We start from the raw sequence: 26,854 nt of genomic DNA, 5'->3' as shown, positions 1-26,854 counted from the left end.
GCGTCCCTGCTTTTTCAAAATCCCTGGTTATTAATACTCAACTTTCCACATATAGCGACGCGTGGTCAACGGGTGCTGACGAGCCATTGCAAGTGCGCGATTGTAGACAGGGTAAACATTATTAAAGAGAGAATGATTGAAATAATCTATCACCGTCGTCTTGATCGTAGATAACCCTAATTCTTTCGCATCGACAACTTCAATCCGGCGGCCATACTTTTTCAGGAAGTTTAGAGCGCGCTCATCCACAGGCCGGGCGCTACCCTCAGATAACTGGAAGAAAAACGGCGTGTTCGCATCAGTGATCTCAAAAGGTCCATGGAAAAACTCACCGCTGTGGATACATGCTGAGTGAATCCACTGCATTTCCATAAAGATACAGATACTCTGAAGATATGCCGCGCCGTAACCGGCGCCACTTGCGACGGTATAAATAACGTTGTCGTCTTTGTATTCCTGCGCAAATGTCAAAGCCCGCTCTGCAACATGCTCACAAGCACGATAGACAATGCGATTAATTTTACTTACCCCGTCAAGGAAGTCATCGTAATGAATATAGCCTTCAGTCTGCTGCAAGAGCTCGACTGCGCTCAGCAAACCTTTCATCGTCTTTTCTTCAGCAATGTCTTTGTTATCGCCAAAAGTGTAACTTTCCACATAGTCGCAATGGGCGACTAATGGCGAATCCATCACCCATGTTAGCCCAATAACCGACGCGCCATGTTGACGCGCAAGCTCAGCCGCCTTAATGGTCTCCGGGGTATTCCCTTTGTGCGAAGCCACGATAACAACCGCATTCTCTCCCAACGCCGATGGCAGGTTGTTAATGAACTCTCCGCTGTTGTACAGGCCAACGGTAAGACCTTTCGCCTCTTTTTCTAAAAAGGCTTTCGCCGGATAAAATGCAGCATAAGAGCCACCGCAGGCCACATAATAAACGTATTTTACTCCTCCTTTATCCACCTGGCTGGCCAAAATGCCGCTAACAATCTCTTTCATACTCATCATACATCCCTCTGGTTCTTACTTTGACCCGGCGAACTATGCCGCCACAAATGACTTATAATGTGTTGTTATTTTTATATGACATTTAGATACATTCAAGATGCAAGGCAAAAAAAAACGGGATCCGCGACGCGGATCCCGATTTAGATGAATCAGCTTGTTAGCTAAAGGGAGAAAACTACACCGTGAAGCGAATTTTGTCGCCGACAATCAGTTGCCTGGAGACACAGGACAACTCGCCTTTGTTGTCGATCATTTCACTCTTAATAAGGATAAGAGGGTAACGCTCTGCCACACCAAGATAATGAGAGACCTCAAAATTCGCATAAACCAGTTCGATCATTTTACGTGAGTGGGTAAACCACAAACCGTATTTCTCACGCAAGCACTCATATAGTGATTGATTGTTAAGCTCTTCCTGCAACAGAAAGGCAAAGCGTGGTGGCATCTGGACGGTTTCCAGCGAGACGGGAATGTCATCAGCATAACGAATACGTTCGATGACAACGGCTTTTTCTTCGGCAGTCATGCCCAGCAAGCATCGTGTTTCATCATCGATAGACTCGAATACTGATTTGATAGTACGTGAACCGGGCCGTCGCCCCTGCGACTGGCATAACTCGGTGAAGCTCATTATCCCTGTCATACTACGCTGAAATTTTTCACTGGAAACAAACGTTCCCTTACCCGACACGCGGGTCAGGAGATTTTCACGCGTTAATGCGTCCAGTGCTTTTCGCACGGTCACCCTACTGACCTCCCATTGTGCGCTTAGCTCATTTTCAGTAGGGATCTGCTGTCCAGGTTGATATTCGCCACACAAAATAGCTTCTTTGAGGGAGGCTTCAAGCTGTTTATAGAGTGGCTTCGCGCTTTTGCTGTCAGGCTGCTCCATTATTTGTATCTCTTTGTATTATAAAATACCCGCCATGTATTATAACAATTTACCTGACATTTGCTCGCTGACATAGACCCATAACAGCGAAAAGCGGTGAAGATGAAATTGATTGTGGGGTTGGCGAGTGACATTTAGTCTTCCCATCATAACGATCACGAAGTCGCCATGTAGAATATGTGTTCGGTCTCAGAAATGCTGGAGAGTTGAAACTGGAGCGGCGAAGGGAATCGGAAAACAAAGATAATCAATTGAAAATAATTAATTTTTAAGCCATGCGTTATCTTATACCCCAAAACACGGATGCTTTGAATTCAAGCTGTTTGAACAGCCAGTACAGCACACCCCGTATTAACTATGGCTCACTCTACGTGATTATAACGGTTATTGACCAATTCCATAAATGGCAATGTTAGTCATACAACCATGGCGAACTTCCGCTGCTCGCTCAAGGTAGACCTAAGTCTCCTCACAAATCCGCTCCGTGCCAACTGCGGACATTACGAGCTAGATCATCTATATAGATAAATTACACTCACCATCCTGTGCGTTGGAAAATACTACGTAGAAGTTACCGAACCTGCACGTCTTTTCGCGTAATTCCGGTTTACTGCTACATTGATAGCCTGAAGTCTTCAATTTTCTGCCCCAATATTTCTTCAGGCTGCCGACCATCTGACTTGGCAACTAGCATAGCTTTAACATCTTCGTCATCCAGCACCAAGATCATTTTTTTATGAACTAGCCATTGTTCTCTCAACGTATGTTCACAACCTAATGCGTCGCCACCCTTGCGAGATATGATTAACCCAAAGAGACCAGCTCCATGTGGTTTCAAGTAGTTCGCGATTTGCAAGATCTCAGACTTTTTGACTTTTCTTGAGTAGTTTTTTGCATCAATCACAACGTAATCAGCTCCATACTTTTGTCGCAAGAAAGACCAGAATCCCTTATCAGTATAGTTTGGCATGATGAAGTCGCGGCGATTGGCTTTCAACTTGTCAGATAGCTCTGGAATTGGCTTCCCAAGAGGGGGCGTGAACAAATGTTCAAGAATATCTCCAACGAGGTTCTGATACACATAGCAGTCGTTCTTCCCTGGAATACAGGAAGATAAAGAATTAATTAACTCTTGCTCGCGAGTAATCTTTTTTGTAGGACGAGTGATCCGCGCAAGAAATAATGCCCTATAATAGCTTGGAGATGCAGCCTCTATTTGTTTAGAAAAATTGTTTGCAATGTATTTAATATCCCACGCTTCAATGTCCGCCACATTCAGAGCCGACAAGTCAGTTGCTCTCAAGGTTGCTGGAATAGCGAGAACCATCCTGCCATTACCGTAACTGGATTTGTATTTTTCCAATTGTCCAATGACATTATGAATATGGCCGGAAGTTAGTGCTAAATAGGTCTTGCACTCGATTAGCAAAACTTCCTTTGTATCATTTAACCGTCGGTTTACTAGAAGATCAGCCCTATAACGAATTTCGCGGCCTAACAGTATCTCCTGTTGTATATCACTGAAGTTAGGATGATTTTTCAATAGCTCAGTGAGAAAACTGACAAATTCATATTCACGTGGCTGGCGATCAAATGTTCGGTGGCAATTTGGGCAAAGAATTGTCAAATTGTCTTCAGATGATTCACCACCTGCATAGGTGGGAACAAGATGAGCAAGCTCAAGTGGGACCACGTCATCTTTAACACCACAGGCAGCGCAAGCATGATCGTATTTCTCAAGCAATTTACGTCGGATCGCTACAGGAACTCCGCGATTTCGTTTTAATCTTGATACATTCTCGATGCTCATTAGAGATCTCGCCTTGTAGCCCTAAAAGTGTATATGTGGACATCGTCCTTACTCAGATGGCCATTATTTCACTCGTTCGACAAGTCTTTCAATCCTTAGTCATGATTTTTACGTTGATCCGCTCCCAGTTGATTGGCACACGGCTTTGCTAGCAACATCCATGGCGATTCAATTACGAACAGCCGCTTGTCGCTCAGAGCGGACCTCGCGATACTGCAGGCGGTCCGCTTTGTGCCAGAAGCGGACGTTGTGAAATTCTGAAATTCCTCAACTTGGTATCCAACGTAATGGTTTACTCTATATAGCCTCTAATGGCCGGAAATAACTACGATTTATTAGGCTTGGCATTTTCCTTCATCTGATAATTCCCAATCCAGTCAGTCAACAGAGTGATCAATCCTGCCGCTTCTAGGCCAGACGTAGTTAACGAGTATTCGGTATGTGGCGGGACAACAGGGTAAGACTCGCGTAGTACCAGTCCATCCTTTTCGAAGTCCTTAAGAACCTTAATAAGCATCCGCTCGCTCACGCCATTGAGTTTCTGCCTCAGCTCACTGAATCTGAGAGTTTTATTCTTGAGTGCAATGAGTGTCAGCACTCCCCAGCGACTGGTAATATGGCTGAGAAGCTCTCTTGAGGGGCATGATGGGTCAATAGTTTTTTTACCATCCAGCATACCAGCCAGCATGTATTGCTGTTCTTTTTGATTATCTCGGCTTACTGACATTTTTGTTCGTACTTATAGGAAAACGAATGACAAGATAATATATGCATTACTGAAAATAAACAGAGGCAGAATAATGAAAGCAGCGAAACTAGGAGCAACCCCAGGAATTAATTATATTGAACTGGCAGACATTCAGGATCCGGGCCAGCCAGCATATGGGGAAATACGTGTCAGAATCATCAGTAACTCACTTAACTATCACGATATCAACGTTGCTAACGGTGTTCTTCCTTCCAACCCTGGCCGCCTTCTGATGTCTGATGGTGCAGGTGTCGTGGAGGAAGTCGGAGAAGGTGTCACCGATTTTAATCTGGGGGATAACGTTGTTTCTCTCTTCTTCCCTGACTGGAGCGATGGGGAAGCCCCTCTCGCCGGATTCAGTCGCACTCCAGGTGACGGACTTGACGGCTATGCCACATCACATGTGGTGCGCCCTGCAAGCTGGTTCACACATGCTCCTGAAGGGTGGACACATACAGAAACAGCAACACTTCCAACGGCCGCACTAACCGCCTGGCGAGCGCTGGTTGTTAACGGGCAGATTAAGGCCGGTGATGATGTGCTGATCCTCGGAACAGGTGGCGTATCTATCTTTGCTCTCCAGTTTGCACTTATGGCCGGGGCTCGCGTGTGGGCTACTACATCATCTGATGAGAAAGCGAAATGGTTGCTTAAACAGGGTGTAGCCGGTGTCGTTAATTACCGCAGCGAGCCAGAATGGGGTAAAAAAATCCTTGAGATGACAGGCGGGCGTGGTGTTGATCATGTTGTTGAGATTGGCGGACCCGGTACGTTTCCGCAGTCCATAGCGGCTGCCCGAATCGGTGGGCATATTACGCTGGTCGGAGTATTTACCGGAACCTATGGCGAAATACCGACAGGTACAATCATGGGGAAACAGCTCTCAATCAAAGGTGTAATTGTGGGGAGCCGGACTCATCAAATAGATATGATCAGGGCGCTGAATGCCAGTAATATTCGACCAATAATCGATAAAGTATTCCCTCTGGAAGATATTACCGCCGCGTTTGAATACCAAGTTAGTGGTCACCATATAGGGAAAATATGCCTCACAACAGATTGAGTAAGCCTAAGTCTGAACGCTGAACATGACTTTCGTCTGTTACCGGATTTTGCAGGTATCAGCGTTCAGTACTGTATTGCAACAGTACGCAGATCAGCTTTCATAATCCACACTTCCTGACCTGCTGAGATTGAAAAATGTTAACGGCAGCAGGCAGTTCGTCCGTCCGCATTATCCGATTACCTTATCGCATCCCGTTTGACTGTCCGCTACTCGCTCATAGCGGACAGACAGTGCATCCACGTCAGGCAACTTTGTACCAATCATATCCATGGCGTGCAGTCTATCGAAAGGCTACCTCAGTCATTCTAATCGTCAACTCGAGACGAAAACCTCCTGCCTGACCGTCACTCTTAAATGACGGCATGGTCAGTGATCCGACACGCCTTTACTCTTTTTATCTCATGGTGATTCAACATTGTAATTACCTCTCTTACATTTCATTTCATTTCAATCACCATCGGAATGAAAATACGCCGACCTATTCTTCTGCACCACGATAATAAACCTGCTTAATATAGAGCTCCCGGGCATAGGGCAGCCCAATGTGTTAATCAATGGGGAGCAGGTCACCCCAGAAAATATTGTTTATTGTACGGACTCTTTTAGCAATGGTTTAGTTTATCATTGCTAAAATCGCCAGCATCATGGAAGAATTGGGGAATCTTTATGTTAAAAACGATATCATTGATATTACTTATAGTTGGTATTATCCCGTTCCGCTGCCAGGCTAGCTCAATTCAATGGGAGTCCTGCTTAAACAGCAAGTTTCATTCTTGGTTTAACGACTCTCCCCCCTCCCCCCAACTGCGTTGTGGCTTTCTGGAGGTGCCATTACAGTATAAAAATGGCACCAGTATTGAAGAATACGGTACAGATAAAACCGTCAGACTGGCATTGACCCTGCTACCAGCAAAAAGTGTACGCAAGGGGAGCTTAGTGGTGATCAATGGAGGTCCGGGTATGCCGGGTATAAACCCCAGGATAGATAATGACTGGCCAGTCACTGACCTGCGTGAATCCTGGGATCTCGTGGGATATGACCCTCGGGGAGTTGGTCAATCTACCCCTAGAATTAACTGCACGATACCAGAAAATGCACCAGCCGCGGTCACCACTCAAGAACAGGATGCCCGCAATATGCTTAAAGCCTGCATAGCTAATACGGGCGTAGAGGTACTAAAACATATCGGTACTGATGAAGCCGTCAGTGATGTGGATCGTATTCGTCAGGCACTGGGTGACAGCAAGCTGACGGCAGTGGCTTATTCCTACGGCACTCAGGTTGCTGCACTCTACGCCGAACGCTTTCCCTCGACGGTCCGGGCAATAGTGCTTGATGGCGTTGTCGACTTGGAGGAGGCAAAGGATGATGCCACCATGCAGCGTAACCAGGCCCGGGGATACCAGAATACCTTCGAGCGCTTTGCCGTCTGGTGTGCAGAAACCGGCAGTTGCCCTCTCTCATCAGACAAAATGCTCGCTACCCAGCAGTATCGCAATCTGCTGAGTCAACTGCACTCTCAGCCGCTATATGATGCCGAAGGGCGGCAGATAACCGCCAATGACTTGATATCACTGACAACGTCTCTCCTGCTATGGCGCTCATCTTGGCCCTCCTTGGCCACAGCAGTCAGACAACTCAGTGCCGGTATTGTCAGTAAAGAGGTCAGCGGATTGCTGGATTATTCCGCATCATTTGGTGATACGGACGCATTGAGCGTTATCTCTTGCGCAGATCAATCTGTGCGCGAATTCAGGCAGAGTGAAATTCGCCGTCAGCGCCAGTTGATCAGGGAAGCGTTCGCGGCGACGAATTATCAGCCTCAGGAGCCGGCTTCACTGGATTTGTGTGACTTATGGCCGTGGAAAAACAACGTTCATGCCAAACGCCCGGCGCATATACCTCATCTGCCGCAGTTACTGTTTGTTGCGCAGCAGCACGATCCCACCACACCCTGGCATAATGCCCGAACCATGGCCACACTATTCAGCAGTCCGCTGCTGACACTGGAAGGTGACGGACATACGCTGGTGTTGTCAGGAGCAAATCTTTGTGTGGATAAGACGGTAGTGGATTATCTGATAAATCCTGATAAAAAGCGCAACGATAGCGTCTGTCGGTGAAACCTTTTAGGTGTTCAGAAGGAGAGTGATCATGACGATCAAATGCCAGGATTATCCGGTCGCTCCTGAGGCATAAAACAGGATACCAACCAGAGAAAATATGATACTCACCTTTTAAAAGTTGCAAGGTATTGAAATGGTAACAGGTTGCACCTGCACAATCGGAACCTGACGATTATATTGGTCTTCGAGACCGTTCAGTTGCTGAGGCGATTGTGTGCGGAGTACCCATTTGGGCACAGGCTTTCCTGATGCCGGATGATCTCTAAATGTGAATGGCACGATTATGCACGGGATACTTACCGTGCCATTTTCTTGCCTGCGGCTTATTCAGACAGGTTCACTATTCAAACTATAGCTGCCCGACGGCGACAGGATAAAAACTCATCACGGTACAGCAGGAAAGGAATGGTATCATTGCCGCCCACTGGCTTTTTTACTTCATCCGGAATTTTTACTGTGACCTCATTTGCTGAACTCAACGCGCTCCCTGCGGAACAACTCTCCAATCTTAACGAACTTGGCTACCTGACCATGACACCCGTTCAGGCAGCGGCGTTACCGGCAATTCTTGCAGGAAAAGACGTTCGAGCGCAGGCGAAAACCGGCAGCGGCAAGACCGCCGCTTTCGGCCTGGGCCTGTTGCAGCACATTGAGGCCGGTCAGTACAACACTCAGGCGCTGGTGCTGTGCCCGACCCGCGAACTCGCCGATCAGGTAGCAAACGAGCTGCGTCGTCTGGCCCGTTACATGCCGAATATCAAAGTGTTGACCCTTTGCGGCGGCGTCCCGTTCAATATTCAGCGTGATTCGCTGAGCCATGCCCCTCATATCATTGTTGCTACGCCGGGGCGATTGCTGGATCACCTGCAAAAGGAGACGGTAAACCTTGATGCTCTACAGACTCTGGTGTTGGACGAAGCCGACCGAATGCTTGATATGGGTTTCGCTGACGACATTGACGCGGTGATTTCCCATGCCCCGGCCCGGCGTCAAACGCTGCTGTTTTCCGCTACCTGGCCGGATGCTATCGCCGCCATTAGCCGCCGAATTCAACAGGATCCGCTGACGATTGAGATCGACTCAGTGGACGAACTGCCTGCGGTTGAACAACAGTTCTATGAGGTTTCCCGCAGCGGAAAGATTGATCTGCTGCAAAAGCTGCTGAGCCGCGAACAACCGGCCTCCTGCGTGGTGTTCTGTAATACCAAAAAGGACTGCCAGACGGTATGCGATGCGCTAAACGACAGCAACCAAAGCGCGCTGGCGCTGCACGGCGACATGGAACAGCGCGACCGCGACCAAACTCTGGTGCGTTTCTCTAACGGCAGCAGCCGCGTACTGGTGGCAACCGACGTGGCTGCGCGCGGGCTGGACATCAAAGCGTTGGAGATGGTAGTGAACTACGAGCTGTCGTGGGATCCAGAGGTGCATGTTCACCGCATCGGCCGCACCGCCCGCGCCGGCGAAAGCGGGTTGGCCATTAGCCTCTGCTCGCCGGAAGAGACTCAGCGCGCCAACGCGCTGGAAGATATGCTCAACATAAAAGTCAACTGGCTGCCCGCGCCGACCGGCCTGCGGATCGCTCCGCTGGAAGCCGCAATGGCGACGCTGTGCATCGACGGCGGTAAAAAAGCCAAAATGCGCCCGGGCGATATTCTGGGTGCTTTAACCGGTGATATCGGGCTGGAAAGCGCAGATATCGGTAAGATTGCGATTCATCCTGTACATGCGTACGTGGCGGTGAAGCAGTCGGTCGCGCGTCAGGCGTGGAAGCAGTTGCAACAGGGGAAAATAAAAGGGAAGGCAGTGAAAGTTAGGTTGTTAAAGTAAATGAGACGATCGCTCAATGAAAGAAATCACTATCAATTGCGCGGAAGATAGCATCGCAGGTTAATCAATAACCGCAGAAAAATACAAAAAATGGCGTCATGACATGGGATTTTCTGTGATTGCACGGGCAGGGGGAGTGTCGCCGGCGTACCACTGCCAGACACTCCTGGCCTTTAGCCGGAGTTTACTAAGCCAGGTAAACCTACACAAAATACTTCTATACAACGGTTAGCCAGACGTGTCGTACAGAAGCGCTGAGTTTTTACCTGTTCAGAACACCTAAATGAAGTATGGAAGATCACAGAGTACCGGCTAACCGGATGTAACGGCGCGTTCCCATGACTCCCTGAATAACCTGGCGCCGCAAGAATATCGGCTGATGGATGAAACCCCATAAATATCAAGAAGAACCAGGTTATAAAACAGGTGTGCTTACCGTTTCGCCCTGCCTGATTTCACGTTATGGCATCCTGAACCACCACATCGGTACACGTTATTTGCACCGGAAAGTTCATTGAGTTAGCGATATAACACTTTTTGTGGGCCAGATGATGCAGCTCCACCGCCAGTTCTGCGTCAGAGCCGGCAGAAATCACCACCCTGGGCGCCAGCGTCACCTCAGTAAACTTCCCGCTCAGCTCATCCATAATGCCTCGTGGAGTGTCTTCATAACGCAATACCCGGACACCGGCGTCGGCGCACAAATGCAGGTACCAAAGCTGATGGCAGGCGCTCAGGGACGCCAGCAGCATCTCTTCCGGGTTCCAACAGGCGGGATCACCCAGGAACTGCGGATCCGCCGAGCCCTTCATCACTTTGCCGGTGTTCCCCGTGATGTCATACTCACGCCCATAGGCTTTATAGCTCGTCGTTCCTTCTCCCCGGTTACCGGTCCAGGTCAGCGCAACCTGGTAAGAGTGAAGATGCTTTGACATAGGCTTGCCCTCAATAGCATTGATTAATCAGAAAATGAGAAACATTGGGTCTGATTCACGGCCGGATTCCCCGGCCGTACCAGCATTATCCCCTGCTCCGGCAGCATCACCGCTGCCGCCACGGTACGTTCACGCCGAATATCGCCGTTGTCGGCCACGCACAAAGGGGCCTCGCTGAACGGCATGAAGCAGTCCTCACCGCTATGCGATCCAAACGCCAGAAACTCACGGGCCTTAGCCAGTCGCTGAAGCGACGAGTTCTTCGCGAAAATATTAATCGCATCATCGGCTAAAAAGTCCTGGTGCAGGAAGTGGTTGGTATGCGACGTCGTGCCACCGCCTTGCCGGATATTCCCCTGCGAAACGATACGCCACTGGTTGTTCAGGCTTTCTACGCAGAAAGTCTGTTGCCGGTCACAAAGCGTAAACGCGCGCGAGCTGGAAAGCGGCAACCGGGTCAGAACCTCCAGCGCTTTTTCTGCGCTGGCGCAGGTGTCCAGTATATGCCGGATCGCCAGATAAGGTGGGATCCCCGGCTCCCATTTTCCACCCAGTACCATATTCAAGCCGACGGCCAGCCCTGCCTGATTAATACCGAGATACCCCAGCAGCCCGCCAAAACTCAGTACCCGCGCGGGAATACGGGTTCCCTGGCAGGCCAGGATATGGATGAAATCATCCAGATTACCGTTCAGATCCACGGTCTGCGCCAGCCAGGGCTCGCTTGCCAGAGAAGACATCGTGGTACAGTCCCCGCCCGTGTTAATCCGGTTATAGCCGAGAACCTCCCGCCGCAGTTGCAGCAGCCACGCCAACGCCACCGGCATTTGCGCACCAACGGCCAGTCCGTCAATTTCCTGCGCGATGTCCGGTAGCCAATGGGTGACGATCCGGCGATAGCGGCCGATCTTTTCCTCCAGCGCCGCCAGGGAGAACGTAACGTCACTCAGCAGGTTGAGACGGCACAGATGGTCGTCGGCAAATTGCCACAGTGCCTGCCGGCACTGCTCACCATGCTGAACCCCTCTGCTGCGCGCATCTCCGGATAACCTGATCATTGGGATCGTGGCGCTCATTGCACCTCCGGCCGGTGACTGACTTTCGCATTGTGCTGTAACGAATGACTCACCTGCGGCCATTCATCAGCAAGGACGCTATAGAAGACAGCATCACGACGCCGGCCATCCGGCATAAAGTTGAAGCTGCGCAGTACGCCCTCCTCTTTTGCCCCGATATTACGCAGCCCGGCTCTGGCCTGAAGATTGAGCACATCCGTTTTGAATTCCACCCGTAATACGCCGAGCACTTCAAACGCATGACGCATCAGCAGATATTTAGCCCAACGATTAATCCCTTTGCCGCGAAACGCCTCGCCGAGCCAGGACCAGCCGATTTCCAGCCGGGCTTCTTTTTCCACCATGTTACCGAAGCTCATACTGCCGGCGATCTGTCCGCTGGCTTTGTCCACCACGATAAATACGGCGCGCGTTCCCGTAGCCTGATCGCTGAGCATCGCATTGAAGAAGTTCTCAAACTCCTCCTCGCTGCTGACGCGAAAAACAAAATAGCGCCAGATATGACTGTCGCGCGCCAGGGCGCGAATGCTCTCCCGATCGTCCTCACGGACGGGACGCAGCATGACGTGCTCGTTTTCCAGCGTTGCTGACGCCGTCGTTTGCCAGTTCATCTTTATGCTCCCTGCTGGTGACTTGCCGCCGGTGCATCAGCGAGCGGCGCCAGAATACGGATAACATCGCCCAGAGTGTTCATATGCGCCAGATCGTCCTCCGTCAGTCCGGCAAGGTTGATCCCCGCTTCCTGACACAACGACGTGATGAATAAGATTTTATTCAGCGACGTCAGGCCATACGCATCGCGCATGTTGGCGCCGGCGTCCAGTTGCCCGATCTCTGCCGGAGAGGTCAGCACGGCGGCGAGTTTTTGTCGGGCGATGCTTTCCAGATTAACGGACATAGAGACTCTCCTTAACAGTAGTATTCAGTTCATGTTGATAACGTTCGAATATCGCCTTGCGGATGGGTTTATACTGAGAAGTCAGCAGGCCGTTATCGATGCTGAACGGCTGTCCGGCAATCACAAGACGGCTGATAAACTCATCCTTTTCTGTCACCGCGTTAACGCTTTCCAGTGCGGCATGAATCGCCGGAATATCGGCGGGGACGGACGCCGGTGAAACGACGGCGACCAGATCGGTTTGTTGCGGGCTGAAGATGACGCACTCCGCAATAACCTCCGCATTACGCAGTCGGGCTTCAATGGGCTGTACGTCGATTTTTTTGCCGTTATCCAGGACAATTACGTTGTCCGAGCGGCCTTTGATATACAAAAAACCGTCTTCGTCGATAAATCCGATATCGCCGGTACGTACTCCCCCATCAGGCGTAAAGATTTTCTCCGAAGCCCCCTCCTGAGCGTAGAGATAGCGGGTGTTGACCGGATAATCACTGTAGACGACAACATTGCCGTTTTCATCGATCACCACCTTTTTCCCTTCGATCACCTGCCCGACGCTGCCTGGCCGAAAGGCGCCAGGATGGTTTTTCGTGACGATACACGTTTCATTCATGCCGTACCCTTCATAAATCGGCAGCCCCATGCGCGGGTAGAAGTCGAGCGTTGCAGCATCGGCAGGCGCGGACCCTGTCCATAAATAACGGATTCGCTCACCAAACAGCGCGCGGGCATGGGCTTTCATTGCTGCGTCGTCGCCCCCCTGGCGGATAATATGCTGACGCGCGGTTTCAAAAAACGCGGGCACGCCCATCACTACGGTCGGCTGCCGCTGCGCCATGAAAACGAATGCTGATTGGTAATTACTCAGGACAATGTCATGACCGTATTTCAGCGCCGAATAGATCCAGTATCGCTGTTGTAGTAGCGATAACGGCAAAAAGACGAAAAGGCTGTCATCCGGGCCATGAGCGAACAGACGCTGAACGCCGCGCAACGATGCGTCGATACTGCCGACCGTCGCCGCCAGCCCCTTCGGCACGCCCGTGGAACCGGAAGTAAACTTGATGGTGGTTGTCTCGTCTGCCGCATAGCTAACAGCGGGCAAGTCTTCAGGATAAACATCGGGAAATGCGCTGATGGTGTTGATATCACAGATTGCCGGATGCGCAGTGGCGACATTTTTATCAGTAAACAGACACTTGAGCCGGTAATTTTTCACCAGCGACGGCGCAGCGGTGAACTTGCCGGGATCAAACCCTGCCGTACGCACCTTAAGGCGCAGTGCAGCCAGGTCGAGCAATACCCATTCGAGCCGGTTATCCGCCAGGATACCGATGGTATCACCGGCAGTGATGCCTTGTGCCAGCAAGCCGTTGGCAACCTGTCCTGCCATACGGTACAGCGCACGTAACGAAATCGTTTTTTGTTCGCTCAGGGTTGAGATGTACAGGTTGCCACCCGACGCCGGCGGCCGGTTAACAATCTCATTTATGATGGAGAACGTCATAGTTTTCCTCCGCGATCCGCGATTTGGCCCGCCATCGCCTGAACGGTATTAAACTGGTAAACGGATTCCAGCGGCATCGCCACGCCAAACGCCTTACGCACCGACGTTAAAATACGCAGGGCTTTGAGGGAGTTGCCCCCCAGGCTGAAAAAGTCTTGCTCCATCCCGATATTGTCGCGGGCCAAAATATCCTGCCACAGCGTCTGCAACTGACGTTCGATGTCGCCATTGGCCTGCCGGGATCCGCTGTCTCCCGGCACGTCGGCGAGCAGGGGAAACTGGGACAGCGCCTTGCGATCGACTTTCTGATTGCGGTTCAGGGGAAGGGCTTCATGCCATACCAGGTGCGCAGGGATCATGTAATCCGGCAACAAATGTGCGACGCGTTGACGCAGTTCGGCCAGTGCCGGCCGGGAACCGTCTGCCACCAGGTGCGCCACCAGCACATCGCCCTGCGCATCTTTGGCTGCAACCACCGCGGCCTGGGCAATCTCAGGCAGGGTTGTAAGCACGTTCTCGACTTCCCCGGCCTCGATGCGGTATCCGTTAATTTTTATCTGCAAATCCACCCGGCCAAGGATGTCGATGTCGCCATCGGGCAAATAGCGTCCCAGATCGCCGGTGCGGAAATAACGTTGTCTATCATGAGCATCAACGGGATATCGCTCGTGGGTTCTGACTTCGTCATTCCAGTAACCCCGGGTAATCCCAGCGCCGGCAGCATAGATTTCACCGGCCACCCAATCGGGGCATTCACCTCCCTGTGCGTTGCGTACCGAACATTGGTTGTTGGCATTAGGGCGGCCATAAGGAATGTTTTCTCCGTTGCAGTCCTCAGGCGAAATCGGATGGCAAATGTTCCAGATGGTCGTTTCCGTCGGCCCACCCAATGACCAGTACGCGATATCGGGACGGCGTTCCATCATGGCCGCCGGCAAATCTGGCGGAATACGATCGCCACTCATCATAATGAGACGCAGGCTGTCCACCAGCCCGGGCTGATAGTCAAACATCATTCGTACAATGGCGGGTACCGAGTTCCAGATAGTGACCTGGTGCATCCGGCAGAGCTCCGCCCAATGTTGGGTATCAGCAGCCCGATCTGCATCTGGCATTACCAACGCAGCACCGGCTGACAGCGCACCAAAAATGTCCCAGACGGACAGATCAAAGTTGAAAGCGCTGATGGCGAAGAAACGATCTTCCGGACGCACGCTGAAACGCCGCTGGCAGTCGGCGATCAGGTTCACTACGTTGCGATGCGTCACCATCACGCCTTTGGGATCGCCGGTCGTGCCGGAGGTATACAACACGTAAGCGAGATCATCCTGCGTTGCGGCAACATCGCGCACGGGCAACGCGAAGATTTCCTCCGCGGGCGTTCGCAAATCAAAGCAAGGCAGCGGTGCGGCGGCGTCAACGTTGGTCAGTACTACCCTAACGCCGCCATCCTGCAACATATAGCAGCGACGGGCTTCAGGCAGACCGGCGTCAATGGGCAGATAACACGCGCCGGACAGCACAATGGCCAGAATGCCGATAATCTGCTCTGGCCCGCGGGTCGCAATGAGGCCAACCAGTTCATTACGCTTTACCCCCTGACCGTGCAACCACTGCGCAGCTTCTGCGACGCGGTTCAACAACTCTCCGTAACCGATCTGCCGCGCCATCGTACAAATCGCCGCGGCATCCGGATTTCTGCGGGCCTGAATTACGAAGGCATCGCCGAGCAGTTCGGACGGGATTTCCGCCTCAGTCGCATTGATTTGTTCCCGTCGTTGACGTTGTGCGGCAGGAAGCAAATCAAACACTGCCCGCTGCCAGCTTTCCGGCTGACAAAGCGAAAGCAGCATACGCTCAAAACCTTCCGCCATCGCGGCCAGGAAGCCTTCGGGAAACGCCGACTCCACACCGTCCAGCCGGATGACCAGTTGCCCCTGCTGCTCAAACAGAAAAACGTCCAGCAGTACCTGAGGCGTCTGACTCAGCGTATAAACCTCGCGGCCAAGTAGCGTCAGCGCATCGCCGTTCACCCCTTCCAACGCGCCCAGCGTGCAATTAAACGTGTACGGCATCCGCGCATCTGCCAGCCCGCGCGTTTTCGCCAGTTCTCGCATAACGTCAATGCCGGAAAAATAGCGGTGATCGATATCCTGATGCAATTGCGCTTGCAAACGCCGGGCGCGCTGAATAAACGGATGCTGGTGATCAAGATGAATCTCGGTCAGCATCGGAACAGAAAACGGCCCGATGGTGCTGAAGGCCCGGGGGTGAATCGGGCGACGTTCAGAGATCGTCACGTTAAGCGTGAAATCCTCCCCGGCCCCCCAGACGTACAGCGTTTCCGCCCAGGCTGCCATCAGCACGGCTGCAGGCGTCAGTTGCTGCGCTTTGGTCTGCTGTTGTAACTGCTGCCAGCGGGCCGCATCCAGAGTGACAAGATGCTGCCGGAAGCGGGGCGCCCCGGTGGCAGGACGGGGGTTTTGCGCCAATGCAGGCGCTTTCGGCAATGATTCCAGACGCCGCAGCCAGTAATCCCGCGAACGATCGCTGACGGCGTGCTGTTTATCCTGCTCGCGGGCAGCGATGTGCTGGCGGAACGACAGATATTCAGCCTGCGGCTGCGGCGTTTGATAATGCTGGTGCCAGAGCCGGAACAGTAAAAACATACTGATGCCGTCCACAATCATGCCGTCATGATTGACATACAACACCATGCTTTCCGGTGAAAGGATCACCACTTCTGCCTGCAGCAGTGAACCCTGCGGTGACAGTATCTGATGAGACTTCTCCTCACGCAGCCGGGCACGCATCTGACGCTGCTCCCCGTCGCTGAACCCCTGCCAGTCACGGCGGGCGATACGGGGCAGTTCGCTGCTTTCATACTGCGCATCATCACCACTTATCCGCAGGCGAAGCGCCGAATGCTCCTGCGCCACACGCTGCAATGCCTGCTCCAGCCGCTCAATGTCCCAGACGCCTTCGATCTCATGGTAAACCTGGTTGGCCACGCCCCCGCCTTCCGTGACCAAATCACGGCCACGGTAATATGCCTGCTGCAGCGGAGTCAGCGGAAACGTATCCTGGCTCTCTTCCAGCCAGGCGAGCAGTTGCGCCTTGTTCGTACGGATATCCGCTACCAGTTGCGGCGGAATCGCGTTCGTCAGACCTTCCAGCTTCAGGTTATCACCCTGCCTGCTGATCCTCAGCCCGGCACCGGTGATTCGATCAAGTAACGTGCTGATACTCATGCCGTAGCCCCCTGCTGTTGGCGTGCAATATGACCGGCGATTTCCCCCAACGGCTGATTCAGCAGAGTTTCCAGCGGAACATCGACCTGGTATTCATGAAGTAACTGATATTGCAGCGTCACGGTCATCAGCGAGGTCGCCCCCAGCTGAGATAAAACATGTGTCGGGTGCAGACGGGTTTCAGGCAGCAGAACGCCCAGTTTTTCCTCAAGCCACTGCCAATGGACGTCACTAGGTTGTTCCTGACCGGCTGGTTCCTGAGGAACACATTCTTGTGGATCACATGCTTGTGGATCACAGAAAAAAGGCGTTTCCTGCAACGTAATGCGGTTACCCGGCGTCACCAACTGAGCCTGCTGCGGCCATGACTGTGCGGTCTCATTTCCGAGCGCCGCCGCCAGGCGGGCAGAGAAGCGCGGCATCAACGGTTGGGCAACGGCGGAGAGCAGATTTGCGGCCGCGAGCTCCAGCGCCACGGCGGTACGGTATTCATCACGCCATTGTGCGATACCCGCCAGTTGCTGCTGACTGCGGGAAAAAGCGCGCGTTTCAGTGACCAGCGTTTTCAGGTGACGGGCAGCGCTGCGCAACGAAAACCCGTCGGGGTTCAACGCATCGGTGATCGCCTGCAGCAACCCGTTCAACCGCGCCCAAAAGGCGACGTGTTCTTTGGTCCAGATACCGGCATCCGGCGCATTTCCCTGGTAGGCCGTACTGACCCGCTCACCCAGATCGTGCAGCCAGTCCTGCCATTCGCCGAGCAGGGTGTCACGCACTTCCTCTTCCCATTGCGCCAGACGGAAGTTGGTTCTCTCCTGCTCAGGGCGCGTCAGGCACAGGTAAAAGCGCACCGCATCCACGCTCTGCGGTGCCAGGATTTCTTTCCCCCACACGGCATGGCGGCGGCTGGTCGAAAACTTTTTGCCATCGAGCAGATAAAATTCGTTGTAGTGATAATCAATGTCCGGCTGCCATTCCGGGTAAGCCAGGTGATACAGCGCCGGATAAAGGATGCTGTGATAGAAACTGTTGTCGTAACCAAAGAAATGCACAATTTTCCAGTCTTTACCGGGTTCATCTGCCGACCAGGGACGATTGATTTTTTTACCCAGTTGCTCGATGTCGTACAGGAAGCCATAACTCATTTCCGGCCATACCCAAATAACCTGCCCCTCGCCTTCAGCTTCTGCCGGTGCGATCCCCCATTCGGATGGGTGAGACACCGGTACGGTGAATTCAGGGCGGGAAAAGACCCGGTGAGCCAGCTCACGCATGCGGGCGGGAACCCGGCCGACTTTGTGATGCTCAGCGATCTGTTGTTCAAAACGGTGCAACGGCAGAAGATAACGGGCTACCCGGGTATGTTCAGGCGGAAGCTGGGAGCGCTTGGATAACGGCTGTGCCATATCCGTGACCACGTTGGGTTCTCCGCACTCTTCGCAGATGTTGCCGTTGGTCGCGCCGCCGCAACCGGGACACTGGCCGGAAACGTCAACTTCATAAAGATATTTACCATTCTGCGCGTCACGCAGGGCGGCGCTCTCGGCAAAAATCACCTTATCTTCGCCCAGTGTACGGCTGAAAAAGCGCTGTGCGCCCTGAGCATAACCGGGCGCATCATTGGTCACCGTGTAATGATCCGGCTCGATATCCATCATTTTCAGCGTCTGCAAAATCTCGCGGGAAAAATGCTGCGCGGCGGCGGCGGGCGTCGTGTTTTCACGTTCAGCCAGTGCGACGACATAGCTTTGATAATCATCGGAGCCGGTCATGTGCCATGCCGGGTTGCCAATCATCCGCTGATAACGGACATAAACATCGGCCCCCAGATACGGGCCCGACAAATGGCCGAGATGCAAATCGCCGTTTGGCGTCGGCGGCGTGGAAAAAACGAATTGCGGGCGCCGGGGATCCTGCCGCTCCTGTGAAGAGGCGGAACGCCGGGCGCTGTCAGCGTCGCGGCGGTACTGGAGGAAAAAGAGAATGTCTTTATCTCCCGTATTTTCCAGCACGTGCGACTCAAAGGGCGCAAACTGCGCCGCACAGCCCGCCGTCACCGGATAGCGGTGACCATCCACGATCAACACCCCTTCTCCCGCGATGATCACGAACATTTCGGTTTCATCATGCTGATGACTGTCCGAACGCTCTCCGGGCCTGACCCGGCCCCAGCCGGCAGGAAAATCCATGCCATCAATACTGCTGATATCAATACCGAACTGCTTTGACATACGTGTGGCATCATAGCGATGAATGATCATATCCGGGCATCCTCAGAAAGCGGTTTGCGTTAAAAGGTGAATAACATCGGCGGCAATAGCGGGTGCCAGCCGGTAACCGGAGCCGTTAGCGCCACCGGCAAAGATAAGGTGTTCATCCAGGCGGGTGATGACCGGCTCCCGCGACGGACTGTAAGCATCACAGAAAACCCGGCCGTCCCTGATTTCCCCGGCGAGCGCCGGCGCGTAGCGGCGCAATAATTCCCGGGCTGCCGCCAAATCACGGGCTTGCAGAGGCCCGGTCTCCCCCGGCAGGACATCCCACTCCTGGCAGGTATAGCTGAACAACCAATGCCCGCGGCTGTGGCACGGCACCAGAAAAGCATCTTCATCATGGAAAATCGTCAGGGGCGCGCCGGGCTCTGGTTTGCTGGCAATATGGACGGCAACAATTTTTTTTACCCGGATGCCCAGCCCGGCGATACGCTCGCGCCAGGCCGGCTCAGCCAGCCAGGGGCCCGGCGCCAGGATCACCTGACTGGCCGCCTGAACCGTGTCGTCGCTGAGCGCTATGTCATAGCCACCAGGGCGGGGATGCAGTGCCGTCACCCGCAGTCCCTCACGTACCGCAACAGACGAGCGCAGCACCGGCAGCCATTTTTGGATCAGGGCAAACACATCGGCATAATGCGCACCCTTTCCCCGCAGCACGACCTGTCCGCCATCCTCAGAAAGATAAATCAGGGGATTCATGCTTTCCGACAGCACAAACCCGGCAGTGGGAAGGTAATTACTGCACGTCTCTTCCCAATGCGCTTTTCCGGTCACCAGCTCCATGGGTAAAAAATAGAAAGGCGCCCCGTCATCCACAAACGGTTGATAATAATCATGGCTGTGGCGGGACATTTCCCGCACGCGTTCACTTATGCCCCGGGGGAAATGAACGCCTGCGGAATAAAATGAACTTCCGGCACCGCACAACTGTCTCTCGATAAGTGAAACACTTGCCTGCGGATATTGTTTTATCACCTCACGGGCAATAACGGCGCCAATAATACCACCGCCGATAATAGCAATATCGTTTTTATTCATCATGATATTTTAAGACTGTATTGGAATATGATATTTAACGCGCCGTAATGATTTTCTTCTCCGGCATAACGTCATCCTTAATCTTATGCGCGCCGTTATTATCAACGCCGGGCGACCAGTCAATAAATGAAGATATTTGCTGGCGCGGATACTCTCCGCACAGCCGCCCCATTATGCGCTGCGCCCGCCATGCATTCAGGCTCAGGTTGACGTCCGGCAGCCCGCGCTGGCCGCGTACCGCGTTTTGCACGAAGATATTATTTTGGCGGGGGCCATCCCATACGATCGCAAAATCATCATCAATAACGAATTCGTCATTTTCATAATGAATCCGATCTTTCAGACCATCCAGAAAGTTTTTTTCCGCCGGCGCATAACCGGTCGCCCAGATAATAACATCAGCCTCTATATGTTCTGCCTGTTCAACATCCAGATGTTTATAATCAACCCGCCAGCGCCCTGATGATGTTTGTACCACATTGCTTACCGAACGGCTGGTCATTAAATCAAACTCAAGTTCACCCGGCGTAATAAACCGGAGGCAATAAAGCTTCTGATAAATTGCCCGTAACGTTGACTCGGAAATACCGTCAGACGTTAATATATTCTCACGGTTGGTTTTTTGACGCAGGTGCAAAGGCAATTTACTGAAATATTCAGAATAGCAGGGCATATAAAAATCGTTGGTGAACGTCGAATCATCGATTGGGAAAAAATTACGCCGCCGCGACAACCAGGTAATGCGCTCCGGTCGCTCACTTGCCGGTTTCGACGACAGATCGAGAAACACCTCAGCCCCTGACTGACCACCACCGATAATAACCACCTGTTTCCCCGCGGTATTATGGTTTTTCTTCATATACTGACTGACGTGGAACTGCGAATTATCAAGCAACGGCGCCGCAAATTCCGGCACCCAGGGCTTGGTGCCTACGCCAACGGCAAGATGATCGGCGGTGAGTTGGCGCTTGTCGGTTTCAATACGAAATACACCATCAAAATCAATGTGTAACACACGTTCGCCGAATGATACATTGCGGTTTTTCTCCGCCGCCCAGGCCATGTAATTGCGAAACTCACGGCGCGGGATCTCATCAAACTGTGCATTAAGAAAGTGGTAGATGCGCCCCTTCTCATGCAGATAAGACATAAAGGTAAATTTATTGGTCGGATCGGTCAGCGTACTCAGATCCTTAAACAGTGACACCTGCAGCGTAGCGCCATCGATCATCTGATCGTCGTGCCAGGAAAAGGCGGCTTTCTGGTCAAGAAAAAGATTACTGATTTCTGGCTTATCATGTAACAACGAGGCCAGACTCAGATTTGCCGGTCCTGCCCCGATACCCAGCAGGGTATAATGAGAAGGTGCGCCGTTTAATGCCTGTTTCATAAATTCGCCCTTATATATTTGAGATATTTCATCCGGGATAATGAATCCGGGATCGTTAACTACTCGATAGCCTCACTGGACGTCATTGACGTACCGGCCTCTGTTTTCAACGGCGCCGGGGCGGGTTCTTTGACGCACGCCCCGCAAACCAGGGCCGCGAAGATGGAGCCCAACGCAATGACGGGCCAGAAGGCCGTATCCAGCGAAAGATAAAGCCAACCGCCGATAACCGGCCCCAGCGCGATCCCCAGACTGAACATAAAGTGAAAACTGCCCAGATAGTGGGACTTCAGGTGACCCGGGCCGGCGTTCGCCGGAAAAGCAAAAAAGGAAGGGCCGGAGATGATTTCCCCCAACGACCAAATCAGTGTGCCGACAATCAGCGCCGCAGGGCCGATAGGAACGGCATAAAAGGCAACGCCTGCGCCAATCAGCGCAAAACCGAACGCCAGTACATAACGTTTGTTGTATCCCTGGGTGAACTTGGTGATGAACAGCTCAAAGCAGATAACAATTATACCGTTGAGCGATACCGCCAGGGTGTACCAGAACAGCGCAATCCCTTTGTCTTCAACGTAGAGAGGAAGCGTGGTGATGTATTGCACGTAAACCGCGGAATGGCAGAAGGTCGCCAGTAAAAATAAGACGAAACGCCGGTCAGCCAGCACGTCAAGGTAGCCGCCCGCGACCGTTTTATCCGCTCCGGCCCGCGTACTGATTTCCCCGACGTCGTTTTTCCCCGGCAGGGTCAGCATCGCCAGTACGGCGTACAGCGCCGCAATAATCGCCTCTCCCCAGAACAGCAGCGTAAAGCTCTCCCCGCCCCAGTGATAAAGGGCATAACCGATGAGCGGCGCTCCCGTCGCCCCAAGGTTCAGGCCCAGGCGGTAAATGGCAAAAATCATCGTTTGCCGCTCCGGCGGCGTTTGCCAGGACAGCAAGGCGGCAGAGGCCGGGCGGAACAATTGGGCACACAGGCTGGCCAGCGCCACGACAATCAGGATGGAAATAAAATGGTCAAGGTAGAGCAACGCCGCCGTCAGCACCGCGGTCGCCCCCATGCTGACCATGCTGGCAAGACGCGGCCCGAAACGTTCGCTGATCGCGCCGCCGAGCAGTGCGCCAATAACGGCGCCAGTGCCGTACACCGCCAGCGCAATGATGGTTTGCTGATGCGAATAGCCGAGCGACACCAGATACAGCACGATGAAGATTTGCAGAAACCCGGACAACCGGTTGATCATCACGCCGAGCAAGACAACTTTTGATGACAGCGGGCTTTGCGAAAATGTTTCCAGTACGCCCGGTGCGGACGATGAATCAGTCATGATATCCCTCAATATGTAACGTAATTTTTTCCCTGACCTGTTTTTCCAGCCGATCCAGCTCTTGCGCACTGCGCGCATCAATAAAGAAAACCACCGCACGATCTTCCGAAGAGCGCAGCGGCTCTAGACGAGCACCGCGTTGCTTATGGATGAAAACGGCCCGCAGGGTGGGTTCATCATCCTGGCCGCCGGCCGGGACAACCGGCCAGGGATCGTTATCGTTAAGCCAGGCAATCTCCACTCCCGGCCAGTCTATGCGCACGTCTTTCAGTATTCCGGGGGTATGCTCCAGATACACCTGGCGGGCGATACGCCCGGGGGTGGGCAAAGCGGCCGGTTCACCGAGCATAATGCGTAAAATAACCGGCTCGAGGGGTTGGCCGTACGCCAGGTTATACAGCGGTAAAATACCGTCACCCGGCGTACGCGAAGCGATTTCCATCAGCCAGGGACGGCCGCTGGCGTCTACACGCCATTCCGCATGCGCGATGCCGTCACCAAAGTCCAGCGCAGTCAGAACCTTTTGTGTCACTTCCAGCAGCAGCGCGCTGTTTTTATCGGGGTTAGGCACCGTATGCGCCAGCTCCACAAAGGTGTTCGAATGGGTGTCCGTCGTCACCTTATGGGTCGCAGAGGCGAAAATCACCACGCCGTTTTGCGACAGGGTTTCCACCGAATACTCCTGCCCTGCGATTTTCTGTTCCAGCAATAATGTTTCATGGGCGGGATAATCCGCTAATGCGCGGCTGGCCTGCTGCGGCGAATCGACGCTGATGACGCCGGAAGAGGAGTGACGGGTAGCCGGTTTAATGATCAGCGGATAAGCAAGCCCCTCCGTGCTGATGCGGTGGCGCTGCTCTGGCGGCACCATCACTGAATCCGGACTGAACGCGTTAAGATAAAAACGCTGGAGATATTTGCTGCGGCAGGTACGCGTGGCGCGCAGCCCCGGAGAACGGATGCCCAGGGCATCGGCGATAATGCCGGTCGGTTCAACCAGCGTCTCTCCCACCGCAAAAGCGCCCACAATCCGGTAGCGTGTACGCCACTGCTGTATGGCGGCAACAACACTGGGGTTAAATGACGCCTCTTTGTCCAGCGATCCTTCGGCATACGCCACATCGGTAATCCGCGAGACGGGGCTGTCCGGATTACTGCGGGCTTCTTCCACCTGCCGGCGGTAACTCTCCGGCGTTAAAACCAAAATAGCCAGCCCGCGTTCGGCAAGCTGTGTCAGATAAAGCGAATTACGGCAAATAACCCAAAAAGCACCGGTTAAAACAAAAGCGTCAGGCAGCGGCGTTTTAGTATTCATTCTGGGACCTCAGTTAATCTCGGAAAGTGAGAATTCGGGAATACGGGCATTACCTGAAGGTAAGTAACGACGCTTATGCAAACGCTGATGCCAGCCCGGCATGTACGCATCCAGCGCGCAAACCATACCGTGCGTAATAGCGCGGGCAACCGCGGCGCCCGGGCAGCGATGACGGCCGCCGCTGAAAGAGAAATACGCCTGCGTATTGCGTTGCGGCTGAAAAACATCAGGCTGCGCAAACCGGGCAGGATCGCGGTTTGCTGCCGCCAGCAGCAGCAATATCGTGTCGTCCGGCGCGATCCGCTGGCCGAGCAGCGTCACCTCATGCGCAGCGAAACGGCGGGTATTTTGTATTGGTGAGGTGTAACGCGCGGTTTCATCTATAAAAGCGTCGGCAGGTCCGCACTGCCAGAGATCCGGATAACGCTGCACGGTCAGCAGCGTATTGCCCGCCAGGCTGGCTGTGGCATCAAAGGTTTGCGACAAGAAACCGATCGCATTCGCAATCAGCGGCGCACGTTGCGACCAGCCTTCTTCGCCGGCGCATCGCAGCAGTTCCGTCAGCAGAGAACCCTGGGGCGCCTGCGCGATCTGTGCAGAAAATCTCTCCAGCAGCGACCTGGCCGCAAGGCTGGCACGCTGTTGATGCTCAGGACCGGCGGCGGCGGGAATGCACAACACAAACTCCGCAATAAGCGCCACAACCTCCGGCACATCCCGCGGCAGGAATCCGCACAGCGTCGCAACCACGGCCGCCGGTACGGAAAACATCCAGCGGTTAATCTCCTCGCCGTCGCTCAGCGACTGCTGCGCCAGTTGGCGGGCCAAATGGCTCACCTGTGCGGAATCTATCGTGGAAAACGCGCGGACAATGACGGCCTTAAGCTGCTGCTGATACTCACCTTCACGCATACGCACCAACTGGCCGAAGACATCACCCGCCGGCTGGCCGACAAGGCCGGGAGGGACAGGCTGCGACACCGGGCGTACCTGCAGCACCGGGTTGCTGAGCACCGCGTCCGCCGATGCGGCGTCGCTCACCACCCACAGCTTAAGGTCGCTGTCAAAATAGACCGGAGTCTCACGGGTCAGGCGGGCGTAATATTCCCAGGGCGAGTCATGCTGAATCGCGCTGATCGGGTTAAGTAAATCACTCACGATAAATCCTCCCGGTTAATAACCCGCTGGGTATCCAGAGCAGAAGCGATGTTCATCAGTAAGGCTTCGGATGCGCCTTCATAAATGCGCAACGGGCGAATTTGCCGGTACAGCCGTTCCAATTGACTGCCAGCAACGATGCCCGCAGCCCCGAGAAGCTGCAGCGCATCATCAACGATTTTGCAGGCTTGTTCACAAGCGAAATATTTCGCGGCGGCGGACTCCCGCGCAAACGGCCGGCCATCGTCGTGTTGCCAGGCGGCTCTGGCCGTCAGCAGGGAAGCAGCGGAAAGCGCAACTTCCATTTTGGCCAGCGTGGCCTGGGTCAGTTGCAGATCCAGCAGACGTCCGCGGTAAATTTTGCGCTGCGCGGCATGCCGCAGTGCGATATCCGCCGCACGCCGGGCAAACCCGACCGCGGCGCTGGCGACCGTCATGCGAAAACGATCGAGAATATCCAGCGCGATGATGAATCCTTGCCCCGGTTGCCCCAACAGGTTTTCCGGTGAAACCCGGACATTGCCGAAACGCAGATGCGACCACGACCGGGGAGCAACAGCGTCCAGCGGACGGGCGCTGACGCCGCCGCCGGCAGCATCGACGATAAACGCACTCAGCCCCAGCGGCCCCGGTCCTTCACCGGTACGGGCGATCACGATAATGTCGCTGGCGATATCTCCCAGGGCAATCCACGCCTTTTCCCCATTCAGCCGCCAACCATCCCCGCAGCGCTGTGCCTCCAGCGTCAGCGCGGCAATATCTGTCCCCGCCTGTAATTCAGACAACGCGAATGCGGCGATGCGTTCTCCGCGCGCCAATGCGGGTAAATAGTCGCTGCGCTGCGCCTCATTGCCGTAGCGCTGAATCACGCTGGCGCTCAGGGATTGAATCGACCAGGAAAAATCAAGCAGATCGTCAAAATAGGCCAGCGTCTGCCGGGATAAACACATTCTGCGCGCATCATTCGGCACCGGCAGATCGGGCGTATTCAGGTGCTCAAGCCACCCTCCCTTTCCCAACAGATGCAGCATCTGACGGCTCTGCTCTGCTACCGGACGGTCACGCAGTGACCGTAACGTTTCACACTGCTGCTGACACCACCGATCCAGTTCATGCACATATTGTTGGTGCCCCGGCGTGAAAAAAGGCAGCGACAGTAACGTCGGGTCGTGGCTAATACATTGATTCACAAGGCATCCTTACA

20 protein-coding genes and 1 pseudogene are annotated in these 26,854 nt (G+C 53.6%); 4 read left to right on the top strand and 17 right to left on the bottom strand.

Features of this window, described 5'->3' with window-relative positions:
* Positions 1 to 30: 30 nt before the first annotated feature.
* The 4 genes from fraB to C8D90_RS04905 form a co-directional block, all read right to left on the bottom strand.
* Positions 31 to 1,008, bottom strand: coding sequence for a 6-phosphofructose-aspartate deglycase (gene fraB, locus C8D90_RS04920; protein ID WP_115457323.1), 978 nt, complete (start codon positions 1,006 to 1,008; stop codon positions 31 to 33).
* 175 nt (positions 1,009 to 1,183) lie between these two features.
* Positions 1,184 to 1,903: a GntR family transcriptional regulator gene (locus C8D90_RS04915; RefSeq protein ID WP_115457322.1), complete on the bottom strand. Its 720-nt coding sequence runs from the start codon at positions 1,901 to 1,903 to the stop codon at positions 1,184 to 1,186.
* A 610-nt stretch (positions 1,904 to 2,513) separates the two neighbouring features.
* Positions 2,514 to 3,710 (bottom strand): HNH endonuclease, encoded by a 1,197-nt coding sequence (locus C8D90_RS04910; RefSeq protein WP_115457321.1) that lies wholly within the window; start codon positions 3,708 to 3,710, stop codon positions 2,514 to 2,516.
* Between the two features lie 325 nt (positions 3,711 to 4,035).
* Complete coding sequence (locus C8D90_RS04905) at positions 4,036 to 4,437, bottom strand: winged helix-turn-helix transcriptional regulator (RefSeq protein WP_162844366.1); 402 nt, start codon at positions 4,435 to 4,437, stop codon at positions 4,036 to 4,038.
* Between the two features lie 73 nt (positions 4,438 to 4,510).
* Between C8D90_RS04905 and C8D90_RS04900 the strand changes: the two genes are divergently transcribed.
* The 4 genes and pseudogenes from C8D90_RS04900 to C8D90_RS22460 all read left to right on the top strand — a co-directional run.
* A complete protein-coding gene (locus C8D90_RS04900) occupies positions 4,511 to 5,521 on the top strand; it encodes a zinc-dependent alcohol dehydrogenase family protein (RefSeq protein WP_115457320.1) in 1,011 nt (336 codons plus the stop codon).
* 669 nt (positions 5,522 to 6,190) lie between these two features.
* Positions 6,191 to 7,648, top strand: a complete 1,458-nt coding sequence (locus C8D90_RS04895; RefSeq protein WP_115457319.1) for an alpha/beta fold hydrolase — start codon at positions 6,191 to 6,193, stop codon at positions 7,646 to 7,648.
* A 459-nt stretch (positions 7,649 to 8,107) separates the two neighbouring features.
* The gene (dbpA, locus tag C8D90_RS04890) at positions 8,108 to 9,481 is read left to right on the top strand and encodes an ATP-dependent RNA helicase DbpA (protein WP_115457318.1); all 1,374 of its coding nucleotides are present in this window, start codon (positions 8,108 to 8,110) and stop codon (positions 9,479 to 9,481) included.
* A 180-nt stretch (positions 9,482 to 9,661) separates the two neighbouring features.
* Positions 9,662 to 9,878: pseudogene (locus C8D90_RS22460) on the top strand (integrase core domain-containing protein); the annotation flags it as partial.
* A 58-nt stretch (positions 9,879 to 9,936) separates the two neighbouring features.
* Here the strand turns inward: C8D90_RS22460 and C8D90_RS04885 are convergent.
* From C8D90_RS04885 to C8D90_RS04825, 13 genes are read right to left on the bottom strand one after another with little or no spacing between them, the layout of a single operon-like run.
* On the bottom strand, positions 9,937 to 10,416 hold the full coding sequence (locus C8D90_RS04885) for an OsmC family protein (protein WP_115457317.1): 480 nt from the start codon (positions 10,414 to 10,416) through the stop codon (positions 9,937 to 9,939).
* 23 nt (positions 10,417 to 10,439) lie between these two features.
* Positions 10,440 to 11,492 (bottom strand): C45 family autoproteolytic acyltransferase/hydolase, encoded by a 1,053-nt coding sequence (locus C8D90_RS04880; protein WP_115457316.1) that lies wholly within the window; start codon positions 11,490 to 11,492, stop codon positions 10,440 to 10,442.
* Positions 11,489 to 12,103, bottom strand: coding sequence for a GNAT family N-acetyltransferase (locus tag C8D90_RS04875; protein WP_115457315.1), 615 nt, complete (start codon positions 12,101 to 12,103; stop codon positions 11,489 to 11,491). The genes C8D90_RS04880 and C8D90_RS04875 overlap by 4 nt, the downstream gene beginning before the upstream one ends.
* Positions 12,104 to 12,105: 2 nt before the next feature.
* On the bottom strand, positions 12,106 to 12,390 hold the full coding sequence (locus C8D90_RS04870; RefSeq protein WP_115457314.1) for an acyl carrier protein: 285 nt from the start codon (positions 12,388 to 12,390) through the stop codon (positions 12,106 to 12,108).
* Positions 12,380 to 13,897, bottom strand: a complete 1,518-nt coding sequence (locus C8D90_RS04865; RefSeq protein WP_115457313.1) for an AMP-binding protein — start codon at positions 13,895 to 13,897, stop codon at positions 12,380 to 12,382. The genes C8D90_RS04870 and C8D90_RS04865 overlap by 11 nt, the downstream gene beginning before the upstream one ends.
* Entirely contained in the window at positions 13,894 to 17,148 is a 3,255-nt protein-coding gene (locus tag C8D90_RS04860; RefSeq protein WP_115457312.1) for a non-ribosomal peptide synthetase, read from the bottom strand. The genes C8D90_RS04865 and C8D90_RS04860 overlap by 4 nt, the downstream gene beginning before the upstream one ends.
* A complete protein-coding gene (locus C8D90_RS04855) occupies positions 17,145 to 19,409 on the bottom strand; it encodes a class I tRNA ligase family protein (RefSeq protein ID WP_115457311.1) in 2,265 nt (754 codons plus the stop codon). Before C8D90_RS04855 ends, C8D90_RS04860 begins: the two co-directional genes overlap by 4 nt.
* A gap of 12 nt (positions 19,410 to 19,421) precedes the next feature.
* Positions 19,422 to 20,459: an NAD(P)/FAD-dependent oxidoreductase gene (locus C8D90_RS04850; protein ID WP_230472974.1), complete on the bottom strand. Its 1,038-nt coding sequence runs from the start codon at positions 20,457 to 20,459 to the stop codon at positions 19,422 to 19,424.
* 34 nt (positions 20,460 to 20,493) lie between these two features.
* Positions 20,494 to 21,849, bottom strand: a complete 1,356-nt coding sequence (locus C8D90_RS04845; RefSeq protein ID WP_115457309.1) for a lysine N(6)-hydroxylase/L-ornithine N(5)-oxygenase family protein — start codon at positions 21,847 to 21,849, stop codon at positions 20,494 to 20,496.
* Positions 21,850 to 21,908: 59 nt separating this feature from the next.
* Complete coding sequence (locus tag C8D90_RS04840) at positions 21,909 to 23,177, bottom strand: MFS transporter (protein WP_115457308.1); 1,269 nt, start codon at positions 23,175 to 23,177, stop codon at positions 21,909 to 21,911.
* Positions 23,170 to 24,492 carry an ATP-grasp domain-containing protein gene (locus C8D90_RS04835; RefSeq protein ID WP_115457307.1) on the bottom strand — a complete coding sequence of 441 codons (1,323 nt, stop codon included), beginning with the start codon at positions 24,490 to 24,492 and terminating at the stop codon, positions 23,170 to 23,172. Before C8D90_RS04835 ends, C8D90_RS04840 begins: the two co-directional genes overlap by 8 nt.
* 9 nt (positions 24,493 to 24,501) lie before the next feature.
* Positions 24,502 to 25,650: a cytochrome P450 gene (locus C8D90_RS04830; RefSeq protein ID WP_115457306.1), complete on the bottom strand. Its 1,149-nt coding sequence runs from the start codon at positions 25,648 to 25,650 to the stop codon at positions 24,502 to 24,504.
* Entirely contained in the window at positions 25,647 to 26,840 is a 1,194-nt protein-coding gene (locus tag C8D90_RS04825; RefSeq protein WP_115457305.1) for an acyl-CoA dehydrogenase family protein, read from the bottom strand. Before C8D90_RS04825 ends, C8D90_RS04830 begins: the two co-directional genes overlap by 4 nt.
* Between the last annotated feature and the right edge of the window lie 14 nt (positions 26,841 to 26,854).

The sequence above is a fragment of the Enterobacillus tribolii genome, from assembly GCF_003363015.1.
Classification (GTDB): Bacteria; Pseudomonadota; Gammaproteobacteria; order Enterobacterales; family Enterobacteriaceae; genus Enterobacillus; species Enterobacillus tribolii.
This window is presented reverse-complemented; position numbering and strand designations above follow the sequence as displayed.

Bases quoted from the DNA above. Each gene is read 5' to 3' on its own strand.
- fraB (WP_115457323.1), bottom strand. From the start codon at position 1,008: ATGATGAGTATGAAAGAGATTGTTAGCGGCATTTTGGCCAGCCAGGTG.
- C8D90_RS04910 (WP_115457321.1), bottom strand. From the start codon at position 3,710: ATGAGCATCGAGAATGTATCAAGATTAAAACGAAATCGCGGAGTTCCT.
- C8D90_RS04905 (WP_162844366.1), bottom strand. From the start codon at position 4,437: ATGTCAGTAAGCCGAGATAATCAAAAAGAACAGCAATACATGCTGGCT.
- C8D90_RS04900 (WP_115457320.1), top strand. From the start codon at position 4,511: ATGAAAGCAGCGAAACTAGGAGCAACCCCAGGAATTAATTATATTGAA.
- C8D90_RS04895 (WP_115457319.1), top strand. From the start codon at position 6,191: ATGTTAAAAACGATATCATTGATATTACTTATAGTTGGTATTATCCCG.
- C8D90_RS04885 (WP_115457317.1), bottom strand. From the start codon at position 10,416: ATGTCAAAGCATCTTCACTCTTACCAGGTTGCGCTGACCTGGACCGGT.
- C8D90_RS04880 (WP_115457316.1), bottom strand. From the start codon at position 11,492: ATGAGCGCCACGATCCCAATGATCAGGTTATCCGGAGATGCGCGCAGC.
- C8D90_RS04875 (WP_115457315.1), bottom strand. From the start codon at position 12,103: ATGAACTGGCAAACGACGGCGTCAGCAACGCTGGAAAACGAGCACGTC.
- C8D90_RS04870 (WP_115457314.1), bottom strand. From the start codon at position 12,390: ATGTCCGTTAATCTGGAAAGCATCGCCCGACAAAAACTCGCCGCCGTG.
- C8D90_RS04865 (WP_115457313.1), bottom strand. From the start codon at position 13,897: ATGACGTTCTCCATCATAAATGAGATTGTTAACCGGCCGCCGGCGTCG.
- C8D90_RS04860 (WP_115457312.1), bottom strand. From the start codon at position 17,148: ATGAGTATCAGCACGTTACTTGATCGAATCACCGGTGCCGGGCTGAGG.
- C8D90_RS04855 (WP_115457311.1), bottom strand. From the start codon at position 19,409: ATGATCATTCATCGCTATGATGCCACACGTATGTCAAAGCAGTTCGGT.
- C8D90_RS04850 (WP_230472974.1), bottom strand. From the start codon at position 20,459: ATGAATAAAAACGATATTGCTATTATCGGCGGTGGTATTATTGGCGCC.
- C8D90_RS04845 (WP_115457309.1), bottom strand. From the start codon at position 21,849: ATGAAACAGGCATTAAACGGCGCACCTTCTCATTATACCCTGCTGGGT.
- C8D90_RS04840 (WP_115457308.1), bottom strand. From the start codon at position 23,177: ATGACTGATTCATCGTCCGCACCGGGCGTACTGGAAACATTTTCGCAA.
- C8D90_RS04835 (WP_115457307.1), bottom strand. From the start codon at position 24,492: ATGAATACTAAAACGCCGCTGCCTGACGCTTTTGTTTTAACCGGTGCT.